The organism is Adlercreutzia faecimuris, assembly GCF_022669055.1.
Classification (GTDB): domain Bacteria; phylum Actinomycetota; class Coriobacteriia; order Coriobacteriales; family Eggerthellaceae; genus Enterorhabdus; species Enterorhabdus faecimuris.
Genome location: NZ_JAJMLW010000002.1, coordinates 458661 through 474759, shown reverse-complemented (window position 1 = coordinate 474759; position 16099 = coordinate 458661). Strand labels below are relative to the sequence as shown.

18 protein-coding genes and 1 pseudogene are annotated in these 16099 nt (G+C 68.1%); 6 read left to right on the top strand and 13 right to left on the bottom strand.

The annotated features are described in order from the left end of the window. Positions 1-224: 224 nt before the first annotated feature. Positions 225-425, top strand: a complete 201-nt coding sequence (locus LPT13_RS07250; RefSeq protein WP_347264093.1) for a helix-turn-helix transcriptional regulator — start codon at positions 225-227, stop codon at positions 423-425. A 12-nt stretch (positions 426-437) separates the two neighbouring features. Then, positions 438-1001 carry a hypothetical protein gene (locus tag LPT13_RS07245; protein ID WP_242165067.1) on the top strand — a complete coding sequence of 188 codons (564 nt, stop codon included), beginning with the start codon at positions 438-440 and terminating at the stop codon, positions 999-1001. A 547-nt stretch (positions 1002-1548) separates the two neighbouring features. Here the strand turns inward: LPT13_RS07245 and LPT13_RS07240 are convergent. From LPT13_RS07240 to LPT13_RS07215, 8 genes and pseudogenes are all read right to left on the bottom strand, one after another. Next, the gene (locus tag LPT13_RS07240) at positions 1549-2046 is read right to left on the bottom strand and encodes a hypothetical protein (protein WP_160707871.1); all 498 of its coding nucleotides are present in this window, start codon (positions 2044-2046) and stop codon (positions 1549-1551) included. Further along, on the bottom strand, positions 2013-2291 hold the full coding sequence (locus LPT13_RS11935) for a zinc ribbon domain-containing protein (protein ID WP_430622568.1): 279 nt from the start codon (positions 2289-2291) through the stop codon (positions 2013-2015). The genes LPT13_RS07240 and LPT13_RS11935 overlap by 34 nt, the downstream gene beginning before the upstream one ends. Positions 2292-2313: 22 nt before the next feature. Next, the gene (locus LPT13_RS07235) at positions 2314-2649 is read right to left on the bottom strand and encodes a 4Fe-4S dicluster domain-containing protein (protein WP_242165065.1); all 336 of its coding nucleotides are present in this window, start codon (positions 2647-2649) and stop codon (positions 2314-2316) included. A gap of 14 nt (positions 2650-2663) precedes the next feature. Continuing rightward, positions 2664-5069 (bottom strand): molybdopterin-dependent oxidoreductase, encoded by a 2406-nt coding sequence (locus tag LPT13_RS07230; protein WP_242165063.1) that lies wholly within the window; start codon positions 5067-5069, stop codon positions 2664-2666. A 185-nt stretch (positions 5070-5254) separates the two neighbouring features. Further along, positions 5255-5872, bottom strand: a complete 618-nt coding sequence (locus LPT13_RS07225) for a TetR family transcriptional regulator (RefSeq protein ID WP_242165061.1) — start codon at positions 5870-5872, stop codon at positions 5255-5257. Positions 5873-6133: 261 nt separating this feature from the next. Next, on the bottom strand, positions 6134-6901 hold the full coding sequence (locus LPT13_RS07220; protein ID WP_242165060.1) for a 4Fe-4S binding protein: 768 nt from the start codon (positions 6899-6901) through the stop codon (positions 6134-6136). 109 nt (positions 6902-7010) lie between these two features. Continuing rightward, positions 7011-7574 (bottom strand): annotated as a pseudogene (locus LPT13_RS11930) (IS3 family transposase); the annotation flags it as partial. Next, positions 7550-7849, bottom strand: coding sequence for a transposase (locus tag LPT13_RS07215; protein WP_242165057.1), 300 nt, complete (start codon positions 7847-7849; stop codon positions 7550-7552). The gene LPT13_RS07215 and the pseudogene LPT13_RS11930, both read right to left, overlap by 25 nt. A 64-nt stretch (positions 7850-7913) precedes the next feature. Between LPT13_RS07215 and LPT13_RS07210 the strand changes: the two genes are divergently transcribed. Then, the gene (locus LPT13_RS07210) at positions 7914-8168 is read left to right on the top strand and encodes an ABC transporter permease subunit (protein WP_160707883.1); all 255 of its coding nucleotides are present in this window, start codon (positions 7914-7916) and stop codon (positions 8166-8168) included. Between the two features lie 120 nt (positions 8169-8288). After that, the gene (locus LPT13_RS07205) at positions 8289-9134 is read left to right on the top strand and encodes an ABC transporter ATP-binding protein (protein WP_242165055.1); all 846 of its coding nucleotides are present in this window, start codon (positions 8289-8291) and stop codon (positions 9132-9134) included. On the opposite strand, the gene LPT13_RS11925 is transcribed toward LPT13_RS07205, so the two are convergent. Together LPT13_RS11925 and LPT13_RS07200 are read right to left on the bottom strand one after the other, a co-directional pair. After that, positions 9131-9322: a winged helix-turn-helix transcriptional regulator gene (locus LPT13_RS11925; RefSeq protein ID WP_430622567.1), complete on the bottom strand. Its 192-nt coding sequence runs from the start codon at positions 9320-9322 to the stop codon at positions 9131-9133. The genes LPT13_RS07205 and LPT13_RS11925 overlap by 4 nt on opposite strands. Positions 9323-9848: 526 nt before the next feature. Beyond that, positions 9849-10199, bottom strand: a complete 351-nt coding sequence (locus LPT13_RS07200; protein WP_160707887.1) for a rhodanese-like domain-containing protein — start codon at positions 10197-10199, stop codon at positions 9849-9851. A 262-nt stretch (positions 10200-10461) separates the two neighbouring features. Between LPT13_RS07200 and LPT13_RS07195 the strand changes: the two genes are divergently transcribed. Continuing rightward, positions 10462-10827: a 3-hydroxyisobutyrate dehydrogenase gene (locus LPT13_RS07195; RefSeq protein ID WP_242165053.1), complete on the top strand. Its 366-nt coding sequence runs from the start codon at positions 10462-10464 to the stop codon at positions 10825-10827. Positions 10828-10876: 49 nt separating this feature from the next. Here the strand turns inward: LPT13_RS07195 and bsh are convergent, their stop codons facing one another. The 3 genes from bsh to LPT13_RS07180 form a co-directional block, all read right to left on the bottom strand. After that, entirely contained in the window at positions 10877-11836 is a 960-nt protein-coding gene (gene bsh, locus LPT13_RS07190) for a choloylglycine hydrolase (protein WP_242165051.1), read from the bottom strand. A gap of 255 nt (positions 11837-12091) precedes the next feature. Next, complete coding sequence (locus LPT13_RS07185) at positions 12092-12508, bottom strand: 4Fe-4S dicluster domain-containing protein (protein ID WP_242165049.1); 417 nt, start codon at positions 12506-12508, stop codon at positions 12092-12094. A 3-nt stretch (positions 12509-12511) separates the two neighbouring features. Then, positions 12512-14935 (bottom strand): molybdopterin-containing oxidoreductase family protein, encoded by a 2424-nt coding sequence (locus LPT13_RS07180; protein ID WP_242165047.1) that lies wholly within the window; start codon positions 14933-14935, stop codon positions 12512-12514. A 176-nt stretch (positions 14936-15111) separates the two neighbouring features. Here LPT13_RS07180 and LPT13_RS07175 point away from each other — a divergent pair, with 176 nt between their 5' ends. Then, complete coding sequence (locus LPT13_RS07175; RefSeq protein WP_242165045.1) at positions 15112-16074, top strand: MarR family winged helix-turn-helix transcriptional regulator; 963 nt, start codon at positions 15112-15114, stop codon at positions 16072-16074. Positions 16075-16099 lie beyond the last annotated feature (25 nt).

Here is a 16099-nt window from a genome sequence, read left to right as displayed (position 1 = left end):
CCTGGGCGCCCTCTGGCGCGGGAGCGTGGAACGCGACCTGGGGTTTTGCCGAGAGTGGCGAGCGGGCGCGCCTCCGCCTCGTCGTCAAACCGACGATTTTGGCCAATTTGCCTCCGAGAACCACGCCCATCGCGCCAACGTCCCCTTTCCCTCCTCTTGACAGCGTCGCAATGCAATATATACTTTGCAATTGTCAGATATATATTACATGAAGGGAATTCGGCTTGGCGGATGGGAAGAACATGCGGATGAAGACGGCGCGGATGGAGCGCGGGCTGTCCCAGGCCGAGCTCGCCGAGCAGGTGGGGGCCACGCGCCAGACCATCGGGCTCATCGAGGCGGGGCGCTACAACCCCAGCCTCAAGCTGTGCCGCGCCATCTGCCGCGCCCTCGGCGTCACGCTCGACGACCTGTTCTGGGATTAGGGAGGATCTGAGATGAGCCTGATGAAGCGCTGGAACGAGTACCTGGGCCCCAAGGACGAGCGCCTGGAGGCCGAGTCGGCCCGCTATCTGAGGATCGGCTACTACCTGCTGCTGGCGGGCGTGGTCCTGTGCGTCTACTACGGGGTGATGCTCGAGCAGGTGGCCTGCGTGGCGGACGTGCCGCTGCTCACGGTGGCCGGCGCGGGGGTGGTTTCCCCCAACGTCCTGCTGATGGGGGCACTGCTGGTGGCCTGCTTCATCCCGCTCGCGCTCCAGGCGCGCCGCGGCATCGTGAGCGATCGCGCCCGCTTCGCCCAGGTGGACAGCGTCCCGTGGGACCTGGTGCTGCTCACGTCCCTGGCGTGCGGGGCTGCGGTGGCCGTGCTCAGCGTGGTGATGCGCGTGCTGGCCGAGGTGCAGATCGTCGGCGTGGCCTCCGTGGCCTGGGGAGGCGACGTCGCCATCGGCATCGTCTACTTCGGGCTGGCCTTCGTGCTGGCCATGGCGTTCTCGGCCTCCCTGTTCCGCGACGCCATCAAGAACCGCCGCCGCCTCGAAGACGAGCTCGACGACTAGCCCCGTCGCCCGCCTGACGGCACCTGGCGGGGTAGCTCCGAACGCTCTGCTCGGACAGGCCCCAGGCTTCGACAATCTCGGAAACGGAAAGGCGCCCCATCGGCAAGAAACTACGGGAACGGCGTAGGAGACCTCCGGTTTATTGCCGCTACCGGCAATAAACCGGAGAAGAGAGCGTCGATGCTTATTCGGTGCCCTCCCCTACGCGACGACGCCCTCCCCGCCGATCGGCGGGGAGGGCGTCGTCGCGTAGGCTGCGGTCTTAGCGCTCGCCGGGGGCCTTTGGGGCCGCGGGCGCGCTTGGAACGCCCGGCGCCGCGGATACTCCGGGCGCGCCGGGCGCCGCGGGCATCCCCGGCGCGGCGCCAGCCGGCAGCTCGGCGCCGCAGGACGGGCAGGCGGAAAGCCCTGGCGCGCAGGTGGCGCCGCAGGACGGGCAGGGTCGATCCGCCGATACGGCGGCAGGTCTGAAGCACATGGGGTGCATCCCTTCTCTCGGATCTTCGCGGCCGGATCGCCCTCCTTGGGCCGGGCCGCGCGTCTATCCCTAGGCGGCCGCGGCCGCAGCGGCGGGGTCGAAGCCCGTTGCCTTGGCGGCGACCTTCATGCAGGGGCCGAGCGTGAGCAAGATGGCCAGGAAGCCGAAGCCGAGCGCGCCGGGCCAGATCATGGCGAAGAATCCCGTGACGGCACCCATGCCGCCGGGCGTTGCGATGTTGTTGACGAACGACACCGTGAAGGCGATGCAGGTAATGAGCAGCACGGCCGTCACGACGCACTGGATAAGGTAGGCGACCGGGCCGCTCGCGCCCATCCGCGCCGCCAGGGTGCCGCCCCAGGCGACGGCGGGCACGAGATCGCCGAAGGGATAGGCTATGCAGAAGCTCAGCACGAAGCTCTGGACGAAGCCTATGGGGTTGAGCAGCCCCTGGGCGCCGGTGGCTCCCTCGATGATGAGGGGGATGGCGATGCTGAGCACGGCGCACATGATCGCGCACATCAGGATGTTCATCATCCTTCCGAACCCTTGGGGTCCTTTGAACATGGTTCCCTCCTTTGTCGCGCGGGGGACGAGGCAACCGCGTCGTCCCCCGCCTCGGTTTGCCCGTCCCTGAGCGTCCCTCGCCTGACTCCCAGCGGTTCGCCGGGCACGAGGGAGAGGCCGCAGGCCGGGCAGGCGTTGGCGCCGGCCTCGACCGGGCCGCCGCAGGCTGGGCAGCGGAAGGGAGGCAGAATTCGGTCGGGCTTCTTGCCGCACCTCCCGCATCCTATGCAGGCATAGCCGCACATTCTCGCCTCCCTTTCCCGTCTGCTAGTTGGGCATCCAGAGGACCTGGCGCGGCTTGGCCTTGAAGTCCTCCACCAGATCGTCGATGCGGCCGAACTTCATGACCTGTGCCAGGCAATGGTGCACGCAGGCCGGCTGCTGGTGGTTGGTGACCCGCTGGGCGCACAGGTCGCAGCGGTTAGAGGGCGTGGGGATGTAGTTCCAGTTCCACTGGCTGTCGCCGTACTCGAACGGGCCGTCCTCGAAGACCCGGATGCCGCGCGCCTTGGGCGGGAAGTCGTGGGCTTCCTCGCAGGCCACCTCGCAGGAATGGCAGTTGGTGCAGTACTCGTAGTCGATGAGGAGTCCGTACTGGCTCATGGTTCCCATCCTTTCTAGCAGGCCGCCGGATCGAGCGACGGGTCGTCGATGCGGAAGAAGTTGTCGGTGTGGTCGAGGGGCTTGCCGTCGGCGCCCTCCAGGCCATAGCGGTCGGCCTCGACGAGGTCTTCCTCGCTCGCCTTGGAGATCTTGACGAGGGTGGTTCTGAACGGCGCGCCGAATCCCAGCTTGCCCATGCGGGAGTGGGGGATCAGCGTGTTGATGTTGGACTTCCACACGCCGTAGAGGTGCGGGGCCTCCGCGTCTTCCTCGGGGAACCACCAGCCGTGCTGGGCCTGGATGTAGCCCTCCTTGATGATGGGGGTGATCTTCGCCCTGAGGAAGCACACGCCCCAGGGATTCTCGATGCGCACCCAGTCGCCTTCCTTGATGCCGTGCTCGTCGGCGTCGACGGGGTTCAGCTCCACGAGCGGGTCGGGGCACAGGTCGCGCAGCTTCTCGATCTGACGGCCCTCGGAGTGGAAGTAGCCTATCTCGCGTGCGCCGGTCATCATGGTCAGCGGATAGTCCTTCGCCAGGTCGGGAGTGGAGACGGGCGTGGTGGGAGCCTCGAAGTAGTAGGGCAGGGGATCCTCGCCGACCGCCTCGAACATGGGGCTGTAGAGCTGGATGCGGCCCGTGGAGGTGTTGAATCCCTTGGCACCGTCCGGCCGCAGCTTGCCGGTCTCGTACTTGCGATAGGAGACGTCGCGCTGGATGACCACCTTCTTCTGGACCTCGTCGTAGTCGAAGTCGTAGGCGCGCATCATGGCGATGTCGTAGAACTCCTTGAAGTCCTTCTCGCGGTTCTCCCAGGCCTCGGGGTTGAGGGCCAGGCCGAGGATGCGGTAGAGCTCCCACTCAGGCACGGCCTCGCCGCACTTCACGCACTTGTTGAGCGCGCCCACGTAGTTGGGCGAGCCGCCGTAGTGGGTGGGGACGATGGTCTCCATCTCAAGGGAGGAGGCAAGCGGCAGCACCACGTCGCAGCAGCCCTGGATGGTGGGGGTCATCCACGTGTCGGTGGCGAAGTTGAAGTCGACCTTGCGCAGGGCGTCGTACCAACGCTTGGGCTGGGCCGAGCAGGTGGGGGCGATGAGGTTGGTCTCGCCCAGCCAGCAGAAGTGGATGGCGTAGGGCTTGCCCGTCTCGAGCGCGTCGAGCTGGCGGTCGGCCTGCGACATCTTGAGGCCGCCGGTGTAGAAGGGGAACTCCTCGCGGCCGATGATGGCGTCCTTGAGCTCCTGCTTCATCTCGGGCCAGCCGACCGAGTCGATGTCCTCCTGCATGCCGCCGTCGCCGGCGGTCATGTCGACGAGCACCTGGCCGCCCGGCACGTCCATGTTGCCGGTGATGGACATGAGCGCAAGGATGGCCTGGCCCGCCTGGGCCCCGTTGGGGCTCTGGTCGATGGAGACGCCCCAGGCGATGGAGGCCGGCTTGGCGTTGGCGTAGAGCCGGGCCGCGCGGTAGATCTGCTCGGCCGGCACGCAGCAGATCTCAGCCGCCTTCTCGGGCGGCATCTCGGCCACGCGCTCGGCCAGCTGCTCGAACCCGTAGCACCAGCGCTCCACGAAGTCCTGGTCGTAGAGGTTCTCGCTGATGATGACGTTGAGCATGGCCATGGCCAGCGCCGCGTCGGTGCCGGGGCGCAGCTGCACGTTCAGAATGGCGCGCGAGCCGGTCCAGGTGATGCGGGGGTTGATGTTGATGAGCTTGGCCCCGCGCTTCATCAGGTCGATGATGGAGTGGCCGAAGAGGCCGTCGGGGCTGGAGTAGATGGGCTCCTTGCCCCACTGGATGATGATCTCGGGGATCTGGTAGGCCGGATCGTCATAGCCGCCCGGCAGGCCGCCTGCGTAGTCGATCTCGGGGTAGGAGGAGCCCACGACGTCCATGGTGATGGAGACGCGCGGGCCGTAGCACGAGAAGCCGCTCAGCGGATAGCAGCCGTTGGGCGAGCCGAGCACGCGGTGGGCTCCCGTCGCGCCGATGTTGCCCTGGCGGCCCGTGCCCATGAAGGCGACCATGGACTCGACGCCGTAGTTCTCCTTCACCTCGTCGTAGTTCTTCTTAATGATGGCGATGGCCTCATCCCAGCTGCAGCGCTCCCACTTGTCCTTGCCGCGGTCGGCGCGGTCGCGCTTCATGGGATAGATAATGCGGTCAGGATGGTACAGGAAGTCCTTCATGGCCAGGCAGCGCACGCACAGGCGGCCCTTGGTCACCGGGTGGTTCTCATCGCCCTCCACCTTGACGACCTCGCCGTCCTTGACGTAGACCTTCAGGCCGCAGCCCACCGGGTGGCAGCCCGGGGCCGACCATACGCAGGTGCGGGTCACCGTGCAGCCGTCCTCCTCGTAGCGCCAGGGCTTTCCCACGTCGTCGCGCATCTCCACGGCAGCATCATTGAATTCCATGGTCTCCTCCTGTCTCAGATGATGCCTCTCCTGCCGATCCGCAGGGCCCGGCGTACGCTGGGGCGAACCCGGCGGATCTCTTGGAACCCATTATTCAGGGCAGGTGGGGGGACAGAAAGACTGCAGAACCCGCGCTCTGCTCCATGTTTGGAGCAGAGCGCGGGTTCTGTTCCATGGGGGCAGGACTAGTAGCCCGCGACGAGGGTGGAGAGGGGGAAGGCGATGGAGGCGTCCGAGGGCTTGTCTTCGATGTCGAGGGCCTCGAAGAGGTCTCTCGGCACGGCGGAGAGGAAGGCGTCGATGTACTCCTCCGACTGGTCGGGGTGCGGATCGGACTGCCATTCCTTTATGCACTCGATGCTCATCTTGGCGAAGGCCTTGATCTGAAACTCCACGCGTCCGTCAGGCTCGCGGCCGGTGGCTGCGGCGTACTGCTCGCAATAGTGCTCCACGAAGTTCTGCTCGATGGTCTTCTCCATGAGGGTCTTGCCGAGGGCGCTCGATCCGTTCATCTGGAAGAAGCGCTTGATGAAGCGGCGGTTGCCCGCCACGAAGGAGAACAGGCGGCGATGGCCTGTCTTCCATCCGCAGGTCACGCCTATCTGGCGCACCGAGTGCCAGGCGCCCTCCTCCATGAACCAGATGGCAGCTTGGTACTTATCGCTGAAGTTGCGGTAGAAGGTCTGGCGGGACACGCCGGCGTGGGCGCAGATGTCGACGGTGCGTATCTCCTCGAGCGAGTGCTCCGCCATGAGCTCATCCATGGCCCTGATGATGGCGATCTTGTTCTCCAACGATCCCATGTTGGCCCCCTTGCTGCCGCCGTGCGTCGGAAACACCCTCCTCCATGCGAATTCTAGCAGTCTCTTCGGCGAATGCGCACAGGGTCTGCGGGGCAGTTGCCGCAGGGGGAGGAACCTCGCCCTGCCCCTGCTCCATGGGCTCCGTGCGAGTGCTACAGGGTGGCGGGCACCTTCACCACCGCCCCGCCGTCCAGCGGGATGGAGTCGAGGGGGTAGGCGCGGATGGTTGCGGGGTCTCAATCAGTCTTCCGACGGCCGCCCCTAGGGCTCAAGGAACAGCTCGACGGCCTTGGGCTTGGCGCACTCGCCCTTGATGGCCAGGGCGGCCAGGCGTGTCATGAGACCGCTCACCGAGCGGGCCTGGCAGGGGCAGTCGCGCACGCAGCGCATGCAGCCGATGCAGAGGGCCTTGTCGGCGGTGCGGCAGCTCTTCGCGTCGATGGCGCCCGCTGGGCAGCGCGCGGCGCAGAGCCCGCATCCGTCGCAGGCGCTCCCCGCCTTGGGAACGAGGGACGCAGCGCCCGCCTTCTTGTAGGGGCGGCTACCCGGCACGGAGGGCACCGCGTCGTCGCCGTCGGCCAGTTTGGCGGCGATGGCGCGCGCTGCGTCGGCCAGGCATGCGAGGTCGTCGGCGTCGGGGCGCCCGGCGGCGTACTGGGGCAGGATGGAGTGTTGGGCCAGCGCCGCCAGCGTGGCGACGGGTCGCAGGCCGGCGGCTTGGCAGAGGTCGACAAGCTCCACAAGCGTGTCCTCGTAGGCCCGATCCCCGTAAACCGCCACCGCGATGCCCGCCGCGCCGGCGCCATCGATGGCGGCGAGCCGCTCGGCTGCCAGCGCCGGCACGCGGCCGCCGAAAGACGGCACGGCCACCACCGCGACGGTGCCGGGATCGACGGCGGCGGAGGCGAAGTCCGTCGAGCGGTCGGCCAGGTCTATGCGAGCGGTCACGGGCCCCAGGCCCTCGGCCAGGGCCCGGGCTGCCTTCCCGGTACCTCCGGTGGGGCTGAATTCGATGAGCGTCACATCCATGTGTTCTCCTTCCCCAGCGCCTCAGAGGACGCCGTCTTCCTGCGCCCTCTTCCTCATGTCCGCTATGACGTCCGCCAGCGTCATGTCTGCCAGCGCCTGGACGCTCTCTGCCGACTGCCTGCCCTATCGCATCGATCGCCGCCTTCTCGGTGATCCGATCCGACATCGACCAGCCCACGACCTTGCGAGAGAAGGCGTCGATGACGGCCGCGAGGTAGAGCCATCCCTCACTTGTCGGTGCGTAGGTGATGTCGCCTACCCAGAGCCTGTTGCGCTCATTGACGGCGAAGACGCGCTCGACTAGGTTCAGGCGGGGATCTCCCGGCTCGACCCTCTTCTGGATACTGCGCTTTCTGGCCGCGCCCTTGGCGACAAGTCCCAACCTCCGCATGATGCGCAGCACGCGCTTCTCGCTCACGAAGACGCCGGCTCTGCGAAGCTCTCGGTTGATGCGCCGGTAGCCGTATCTTGCACGATGGCGCTCGAAGACATCCTCCACGAACCCCTCTAGCGCCTCGCGCTCGATTTGCGCGTTGGACTTACGTCTGTGGACGTATTCGCAATAGCCGGATTTAGAGACCCTCATCAGCTCGCACGCCTTCCTGATGGGGCCGAGCTCGCCCCTATGCGCCTTGGGGAACTCGAACCTCACGCATGGTCTTGGCTCAAGAAGGCCCGGAAATTTTTTAGCATCTCGTTCTCGCGCTCGGGCTCTTCGATCTTCTTCCCGAGCTTGACGATCTCGTAGTCCTTGCTGATCTTCGGAGACCCATTTCCGGGGAATGCCGCCTCGCCCATCCCATCGTACTCGCAAGCCCGCCGTCTGAGCGTCGAGTCCTTTATGCCGAGCTCTTCCGAGAGGCCCCTCACTGTCATCTCGCCCGAAAGAACCACCTTCGCTGCCGAGATCTTGAGCTGCCTGTCGTATCGCTTCCTTCTTTGGGTCATATCGAACACCTTCCGCCCTTAACTTGGTGTCCAGATTATCTTACCCACTCCAATTCCCCAGCTCATGCCCGGCATCATGTCGTCGCTGTCCATGTGCTACATCATGTCGTTCTCGCAGTACTTCCTCACGCTGCTCGTGGGCGGCGGAAAGGTGCAGACCTTCGTGCTCACGCTGTTCCCGTACCTCACGGGCGGCGACCGCACCATCGCCTGCGCGTACAGCCTCGTGTTCCTGGCGGTCACGTTCGCGGTGTTTCTGCTGTTCGAGGTGATGCTCAAGCGCTTCGGCGTGCGCGAGGGGGGCGGCTTGTATGAGTAGGGCGGGCAACGGCGTCGCGTCGGGGCGCGCAGGCGCGCGGCCCGACGCGGGCATGCGGACGCGGATGCGGCCGGGCGCGTGGGCGCCGCAGCGGGATTTCGAGGCACGAGGGGGCGGCTCATGCGGTTAGCGCTCGAGAACATAGGCCTGTCGCTCGGCGGGAAGGAGATCCTCTCCGACGTGAGCTTCACGGTGGAGGACGGCCAGTTCGTGTCGATCCTCGGCGAGTCGGGCGCGGGCAAGTCGACCACGCTCAAGGTCGTGACGGGCATCCTGCCGCAGGACGCGGGGCGCGTGACCTTCGACGGCGTGTGCGTGGACGACGTGCCCACGCACCGGCGCGACGTGGCCATGGTGTTCCAGGACATCCGCCTGTTTCCCCACATGAGCGTCGCCGACAACGTGGCGTTCCCGCTGAGGATGCGCGGCGTCTCGAAGGCGGAGCGGCAGAGGGTCGCGGACGAGATGCTCGAGGCCGTGCGCCTGGAGGGATTCGCGCGGCGGCGCACGTTCGAGCTCTCGGGCGGCCAGCAGCAGCGCGTGGCCCTGGCCCGCGCGCTGGCGGCGAGGCCCAAGGCGCTGCTGCTGGACGAGCCGTTCAGCGGCCTGGACGAGCAGCTGCGCGACGACATGCGCCGGCTCGTGACGGCGCTGCACGAGCGCTTCAGCATCACGTCGGTCATGGTGACGCACGACCCGGACGAGGCGCTGGTGATGAGCGACCTCGTGCTGTTCATGAGCGGCGGGCGCCTGATCCAGGCGGGCACGCCGCGGGAGATGCTGCTGAGCCCGGCGCACGAGGCGGTCAGGACCTGCTTCAACGACTCGTCCGCCATCCAGGGCGACGTCGCGGACGGGGTCTTCGCGTGCGGGAGGCTCCGCGTGCCGGCGCCCGACGTGGCGGACGGTCCCGCCGTCCTGGTGCGCGTCCCGGGCCGCGTGCCCTTCGTGCACGCGCTGGCCTAGCGCGCCCGGGCCCGCAGGGCGTCCATCGCCGGGCGCAGGCTCTCGCCTATCTCGGTGAGGGAGTACTCCACCTGCGGATCCTCCTCGGCTTGATTCTCGCGGCCACGGGGGCGCCGCACCCACGCCGGCGCCCGAGGCGCGCGGCCGCCTTGCGAGAGCGGGCCGGTGTGACGTGCCGGGCGCCGCATTGGACGTCATGCCGGCCCCGCGATGGCCGCCGCGCAAAATCCGCGGCCAAAATGGCCAGAACGGACGGCTTGACGACGCCGCACCACCGTCCCCGCAAGTCCCGCGCAGCAAAACCCCAGGTCGCGAGAATCCAACCCACGGCAAGGCCGCGCAAATACACGCGAAACGCTCCTTTTGCGTCGTCAAGCCGTCCGTTCTGGCCATTTTGGCCGTCGTTTCTGCGCGAGCATCGACTTTCGGGGCCAGGAAGCTGCCTGGTGGGTCGCGCAGGGCGGGGTGGCGTGCGGGTGGGAGTGCGAGCGCGTGCGGGCGCGTCGTGCGGGCATGCAGGCATGTGGCGCTGGGCGCGACGTGCGTGGGTTGGGGTTCACGGCGCAGGCGCGTCACGCAGGCGCGTCGCGTAGAGCTGGGTCTGCGCGACGCGACGAAACGCGTGCGGGCGTGCAGGCGCAAGGCTGGGACGCCCGCACGCAGGGCGTGCCATGCGTCGCGCTCGCATGCGGTAGGCGCGCCCGCGTCGGCTGCCTAGGACTCGATCGGGCGCGTGCCGTCCGCTATCCAGTCGACCCAGCTTCCCTCATAGCACTTCTGCCTCGTGTAGCCACGTGATTCGAGCAGGTCGCATGCCTCGCGGGCCAGGCCGCCGTTGTGGCAGTAGACGACGAACTCGTCGTCGGGGCCGAGCCCCGCCTCGGCGAACCTGCCGACGAAGCATTCCGCCGTGTCGCCAGGCGCCTCCTTGGCTGCCATCAGCTCGATGGACTGCGCGCCGGGGATGCGGCTCTCGGCGTACATGAAGCCGGGACGGACATCGACGATGGGCAGGACGCCCAGGTTGTCGAGGACATATGCGGCGTCGACGATCTCGTAGGACATAGGGGGACTCCCTTCACCGGGGCTGCGCGACGGCGCCATGCTACCAGTCCCGCGAGCCTGTTCGCCCAAGTGCCATCAACTTGGCACCGTCCGGAAAACCGTGGCCGTCGGGCGCCCGGGCGCGTGGGCTGCCGGTTTGCCTGCCGCGGTCGTCGGGCGCCCGGGCGCGGGCTGGCGCTCGCCTGCTGCGCGGAATTGCGGGCGGCGCGACGTTGCCCTATGATCTCATCGTACCCCATGAGTTCGTTCGAGGAGGCATGCCATGGATAAGGAACTGATCGACTACATCGCCGAGCGTGTCGAGGTTCTCTCGACGTCGGGCGCGAGCACGCAGGTGACCAAGGACGCCGCGCTGGCGTGGAGGGATGCCGTCGAGGCCGGGGGAGAGGCCGCCGCCGACGCGGCCACCGAGCGGCTCCTCGACATCCTGGAGGGGCGTCCCACCACCATCGACGGCGTCATCGCCTTCGCCGAGGGCCTCGCGAAGGAGCTGTTCGGTGAGGAGGCGGCCGCCCAGATGCTCGCGACGCAGCAGCAGCGCAAGGCCGAGGGCGCCAAGTGGTGCGACTGCGACGCCTGCACCGCCGCCACCGAGATCCTCGCCAGGTTCGGTCGCGTCGAGTTGTAGCCATAGCGCAGCACGAGGGCCCCGCGTCGTTGGGACGCGGGGGGGGGCGCTACAGGGTAGCAGGCACCTTCACCACCACGCCGCCGTCCAGCGGGACGGAGTCGAGGGGGTAGGCGCGGATGGCCGGGTTCTCGTAGGTGTTGTAGTAGTAGGTGCGGGTGCGGCCGGAGTAGCAGCTGGTGTAGAGGGTGTACTCGTAGTCGCCGTCGGACACCTTGGCCGCGCCGAGGGCCATGGCCACGCCGCCGAGGGTGTGGAACAGGCGGCTGACGTTGGCCTCCTCGCCCTCCTGGGCCGGGTAGTTGGCGTTGAGGTAGGCCGCGCGGACGAAGCGGGACGGCGAGTAGTAGTCGCCGGGGATGCCGCGCATGCCGGCGCCGGACCCGTAGGGGGAAAGCGTCGCCTCGCGCCAGTGGGCGTCGGCGGGGAAGTCCGGCGTGCAGGCCAGGTAGCTGCGGACGTTCTCGCGGTGGTAGGCGAAGGTGGGCTGGTTGGCCAGCACGTCCAGCTCGTCGTGGTAGACATGCATCCCGTCGGCCTGGTACTCAACTACGATGGAGCGGTTCTTGTCGGCGATGAACCAGTGGAGCAGGGCCACCTCGTACTGGTCGCTCGGGGCCTGGTTGAGGATGACGATGTCCTTGAGCGCCTCCTCGGCCTCGTCCACGGTCTTGCACTGGCTGGCCAGGTAGAAGGGGAACGCATAGGCGGGCATGTTGACCTTGCCGTCCTCCGGCGCGTCGGCGTACTGGGCGTAGCCGGGGAAGTTGAGGCCGGCCACGGCCAGGCCCTCCTCGTTCATGACGTCCAGGTACAGCGGGCAGCCCTCGGGGGCGATGGCCATGCCGATGACGGCGTAGCGGGTGGGCACCTTGCCCTCCATGAAGTCGGGGTGGGTGAAGCCGCGCTGGGTGACGAGCACCTCCTGGCCGTAGCCGACGGTCCAGTCGAGGTTGCGTCCGAAGTACAGGTTGCCCTCAGGGTCGGTGAAGCGGATGCCGGTGCACATGGTGGCCCCTCTCTCGGTCAGGCCCCTCTCGGCCCGGGCCCGAACGAGGGCGGGAGTGGGCGCGCGAGGCGGCGGGGTTGCAGCTACGTCCCAGCATGGCCCCGCCCCGCGCCCCGGCTGATTCCCGGCTCGCTCCTGTTGCCAAGGCGTAGGGCCGCCTGGGCCTGCCGGTTAGCGCCGGGAAAGAAGAAGGGGAGCGGCCGGAGGCGAGATGCCCCGGCCGCTCCCCCGATCAGGTGATGGGCGCCGCGTGGCCTAGCGGGCCGTCGCGTACTCCACGCTGGCGCGGGTCTCGGCGCCGGCGGAGTCGAGCTCCCAGATGCGGGCGCCCCGCGCCTCCACGCGCGCCCGGGCCTGGGCGTAGGCGGACTGCCCGTCATCGGCGTCGCCGAAGGCGAGCGCCTGGGTGGGGCAGTCCATGGCGCAGAACGGGGGCAGGCCCTCGGCCACGCGCGGCGCGCAGAAGGTGCAGCTGGGCAGGTAGACCGGCTGCCACCACATGTGCAGGTCGGGGTACACGCCGGCGGGGCGGTCGATGCCCTGGCCCGAGCCGTGGGTCTCCACCTCCACGCGGTACACGTCGTCGTCCAGGTGGTTGCCCACCTTGCAGCCCATCGCGCAGGTCCAGCATCCCACGCAGCGGTCGATGTCGACCAGCATCTTGTACGCCATGGCTTAAGCCTCCTTCACGATGGTCTGTTGCGGGTTGGGGGTGAGCTCGCCCTCGAACTTGCGGATGTCGCACCACGAGTCCCAGTAGCAGTCGGTCGAGCCCGTGAGCGAGCTCATCGACTCCACGTAGGGGTTGGGATGGTGGCCGGCGGCCAGCCAGTCGGCGAACCACTTGTCCTCGAGCGGGCCCTGGGAGTCCTGGCCGGCGCACTGGTGGGTGATCTCGGCGTAGGTGCCCTCCTCGAACTGGCGGCGGCGCCAGCCGAACCACACGTGCACGGTGCCGTCGGGAACGCTCTCGTCGAGCACCAGGCGCGTGATGACGTGGCCGCGGTCGTTGAACACCTCCACGGTGTCGCCGTCGGCGAGTCCCAGACGCGCGGCCTGGGCCGGGTTCAGGCGGGTGGCGGGCGTGCCGCCGGAGAGCTTCACCGTGATGGGGTCGTCGGTGAAGCTGGACTGCATGAAGAAGCGCTGACGGCCCGTGAACAGCTGGTAGGGGTAGGTGGCCGACTTGCCGATCTTGTTGGGCTCGAGCACCCGGGTCACCGCCATGCCCAGGTCAGCCAGCTTCTCGGCGTAGATGACCTCCATGCGGCCGGTCTCGTTGTCCATGACCTCCTCGGGGTTGAGGTAGGGGGTGTACTTGGGCTCGGGCGGCGCGGCGGCGCGGATCATCTTCTCCTGCTTCAGGCGCTCATAGGTCACGGGAGGCTGGATGCCCGCCACAAGCGGGTACTGGGTTTGCAGGCGGATGTCGATGTACTCGGGGATGCCCAGGGTGAAGTAGTCGCCCAGGCCCACCCGCTTGGCCAGCTCGCTGAACACCCACACCGGCTCATGGCCGTCCACCTGCGGCTCGATGGCCGGCTCCTGGAGGATGATGTGGTTGTAGCAGGCGCCGGTGATGAGGTCCTCGCGCTCGAAGGACATGAGGTCGGGCAGCACGTAGTCGGCGATCTCGCCGGTGTCGGTGAGCCACACGTCGTAGTCCACCACCAGCTCCATGTCGCGGACCACGTCGAGCCAGCGCTGGCGGTCGGGCTGCTGGTGCACCGGGTTGCCGGAGCAGACGATGAGCGCCTTGTAGGGGCTGTCGTCGGCCTCCGCCCGGGCGAACCACTCGGCCATGCGCACGGGCACCGACTTCACGCTGGCCACGCCGTCAGGGCAGCTGATGGGCAGGTCGTTGAACACGAGCGGCCAGCTCTGGAGCTGGAGCGCCTCGAACACGCCGGAGCCCGGCTTGCCGAGGCGACCGGTGAGGGCGCCCAGCAGCAGGAACTGACGGTAGGTCTCGTTGGAGTTACGGTAGCGCAGGCCGTAGCCGGAGAGGATGAAGGCGTTCTCGGCCTCTACCCAGTCGCGGGCCAGGCGCTCGGCGTCCTCGGCGCTGATGCCGCACTTCTCGGCGGCCAGCTCGAAGGTGTATTCCGCCGCGCCGTCCTTGAGCTTCTGGAGCGCGGTGGAGCAGCGCCGCCCGCCGACCTCGTAGGTGCCCAGCAGCGGGATGTCGGCGCCCTCGGGGTAGGCCCCGCGCTTGGCCGCCACCGGGGCCGGGGCGCCCGCGGCGGCGTCCCACACGTAGAACGATCCGCCGTCCTCACCGCGGATCAGCTGGCCGGTCTCGTCGTCGACCAGGTAGGCGGCGATGGTGCGGGCCAGCAGGTAGGCGTCGTCCTGCAGGTCGTTCTCGAGGATGTAGTTCACCATGGCCATGGCCAGGTAGCCGTCGGAGGCAGGCTTCATGGCCACGAACTCGTCGGCGAAGCCGGCCGTGCCGTCGAAGATGAGGCCCAGGTCGACGATGCGGGCGCCGGCCTCGCGGGCGCGCACGAGGTTCTGGGCGCAGCGCATCTGGTTCTCGATGGGATTGCAGCCCCACACGTAGATGAGGTCGGTGCCCACCATGATGCGCGGGTCGATGACGGTGCGGGGGAACTCGCTGCCGGCGTTGTAGAACTCGGCGTAGAAGGGGCCGTTGTCGAGGCCGATGGATCCTAGCGGCACGGTGACGCCGAAGGTGTTGGCGAAGCGGAACGGCATGAGGTTCTCGAAGCTGTACTGCGCGGGGACGCCGGCGCCCAGGTTCCATAGCACCACCGAGGACGGCCCGTGCTCGTCGCGGATCTTGCAGAGCTTCTCGCCGATCTCGTCGAGGGCCTGGTCCCAGCTGATCTCCTCGAAGATGCCGCTGCCGCGCTCGCCCACGCGCTTGAGCGGAGCCTTCAGGCGCTTGGGGTCGTAGGGCTGGCGCCCGGCCAGGCACCCCTTCTGGCAGATGTGGCCGTCGGGTTCCTCGGGGGCCGAGTAGACGATGCGTTCCATGCGCTCGATCTTCCCGTCCTTCACGATGGTCTTGAGCGCGCAGTAGTCGTGGTCGCCCCATCCGGGGCAGGCCGTGTAGACGAACGACTCCTCTGACATGTGCAACTCCTCTCCGTAGGCTTGCCGCGCTCCCCGGGCTCGTCAGACGCCGAGGACCGTCATTCCCCAGCATAGCCGCGACTTGGGGGCCGTAAAGCATCCTTCGTTGACAATGTGTCTAATTGATAATATTGTGATTGAACTAACTGTGCCGTCTGACCGCGAGGGGAGGAGCGATGGGCGCTATGGGCCATGACCCGCACCGCCGCCGGCTGGAGGACCGATCGGACCCGGGGCACCTCGACGCGTTCGAGGGGGAGTCGGACTACCTGACCGTGATGAACCTGCTGTTCCGCTCCATCAGCCAGGTGCTCGCCGAGCACTGCGCGCTCACGACGCTCCAGTACCGCATGCTGCTGCGCCTTCTGGGCGCGGAGGGCGGCACGCTGCGCACGACCGACCTGGCCGACAACCTGCGCGTCTGCGCGAGCACCGTGTCGGCCGCCATGCCCCGGCTGGTGGAGGGCCGCCTGGTGGCGCGCGTCGAGGATCCCGACGACATGCGCGTCGTGTCGTTGGCGCTCACCCCGGCCGGCGTGGAGGAGATAGGCCGGGCCGACCGCCATGTGGGCGCGTTCCTGCGCAGCTACTGGCGCAACCTCACCCCCGAGCAGTTGAGGGTGGCCCTCGACAGCTCCGCGAACGCCGCGGCGCTCCACCACGCCTCGCGCATCGAGAACGGGAGCCACCGGCTGGACACCGCCTTCTTCGACGCGGTGATGATCTCACGCACCCTCACCGCCGCGAAGCTCGCCGGCTACGGCCTGAAGACGCCGCAGTTCCGCGTGCTGGCCGCCCTGCGCATCCTGGGGCCCGGGGCTACCGCGTCCCAGGTGGCGTCCTACCTGTTCCTGAGGAGCAGCGACGTGACCGCGCCCCTCAAGGCGCTCGAGGAGCGGGGCCTCGTCTTGAAGCAGCGCAACGCCGACAACCGCCGCACCAAGGCCCTGGCCCTCACGGCCGAGGGCCGCGAGCTGGTGGAGGGGCTGGCGCCCCTCGTCTACGACGCGCTCCTGGAGACCTGCCACAGCGACGAGGCCGCCGTGCAGCTGCACCTGCAGGCCGCCCGCCAGGTGGTGGCCCGCGAGCGCGGGGCCGCCGTGTTCGCCGAGCCTGCCCTGCGCCGGGCGGGCGCCTAGGAAACAGTCGCGTATCCTTTGCCGT

Bases quoted from the DNA above. Each gene is read 5' to 3' on its own strand.
- LPT13_RS07245 (WP_242165067.1), top strand. From the start codon at position 438: ATGAGCCTGATGAAGCGCTGGAACGAGTACCTGGGCCCCAAGGACGAG.
- LPT13_RS07240 (WP_160707871.1), bottom strand. From the start codon at position 2,046: ATGTTCAAAGGACCCCAAGGGTTCGGAAGGATGATGAACATCCTGATG.
- LPT13_RS11935 (WP_430622568.1), bottom strand. From the start codon at position 2,291: ATGTGCGGCTATGCCTGCATAGGATGCGGGAGGTGCGGCAAGAAGCCC.
- LPT13_RS07235 (WP_242165065.1), bottom strand. From the start codon at position 2,649: ATGAGCCAGTACGGACTCCTCATCGACTACGAGTACTGCACCAACTGC.
- LPT13_RS07230 (WP_242165063.1), bottom strand. From the start codon at position 5,069: ATGGAATTCAATGATGCTGCCGTGGAGATGCGCGACGACGTGGGAAAG.
- LPT13_RS07225 (WP_242165061.1), bottom strand. From the start codon at position 5,872: ATGGGATCGTTGGAGAACAAGATCGCCATCATCAGGGCCATGGATGAG.
- LPT13_RS07220 (WP_242165060.1), bottom strand. From the start codon at position 6,901: ATGGATGTGACGCTCATCGAATTCAGCCCCACCGGAGGTACCGGGAAG.
- LPT13_RS07215 (WP_242165057.1), bottom strand. From the start codon at position 7,849: ATGACCCAAAGAAGGAAGCGATACGACAGGCAGCTCAAGATCTCGGCA.
- LPT13_RS07210 (WP_160707883.1), top strand. From the start codon at position 7,914: ATGCCCGGCATCATGTCGTCGCTGTCCATGTGCTACATCATGTCGTTC.
- LPT13_RS07205 (WP_242165055.1), top strand. From the start codon at position 8,289: ATGCGGTTAGCGCTCGAGAACATAGGCCTGTCGCTCGGCGGGAAGGAG.
- LPT13_RS11925 (WP_430622567.1), bottom strand. From the start codon at position 9,322: ATGCGGCGCCCGGCACGTCACACCGGCCCGCTCTCGCAAGGCGGCCGC.
- LPT13_RS07200 (WP_160707887.1), bottom strand. From the start codon at position 10,199: ATGTCCTACGAGATCGTCGACGCCGCATATGTCCTCGACAACCTGGGC.
- LPT13_RS07195 (WP_242165053.1), top strand. From the start codon at position 10,462: ATGGATAAGGAACTGATCGACTACATCGCCGAGCGTGTCGAGGTTCTC.
- bsh (WP_242165051.1), bottom strand. From the start codon at position 11,836: ATGTGCACCGGCATCCGCTTCACCGACCCTGAGGGCAACCTGTACTTC.
- LPT13_RS07185 (WP_242165049.1), bottom strand. From the start codon at position 12,508: ATGGCGTACAAGATGCTGGTCGACATCGACCGCTGCGTGGGATGCTGG.
- LPT13_RS07180 (WP_242165047.1), bottom strand. From the start codon at position 14,935: ATGTCAGAGGAGTCGTTCGTCTACACGGCCTGCCCCGGATGGGGCGAC.
- LPT13_RS07175 (WP_242165045.1), top strand. From the start codon at position 15,112: ATGGGCGCTATGGGCCATGACCCGCACCGCCGCCGGCTGGAGGACCGA.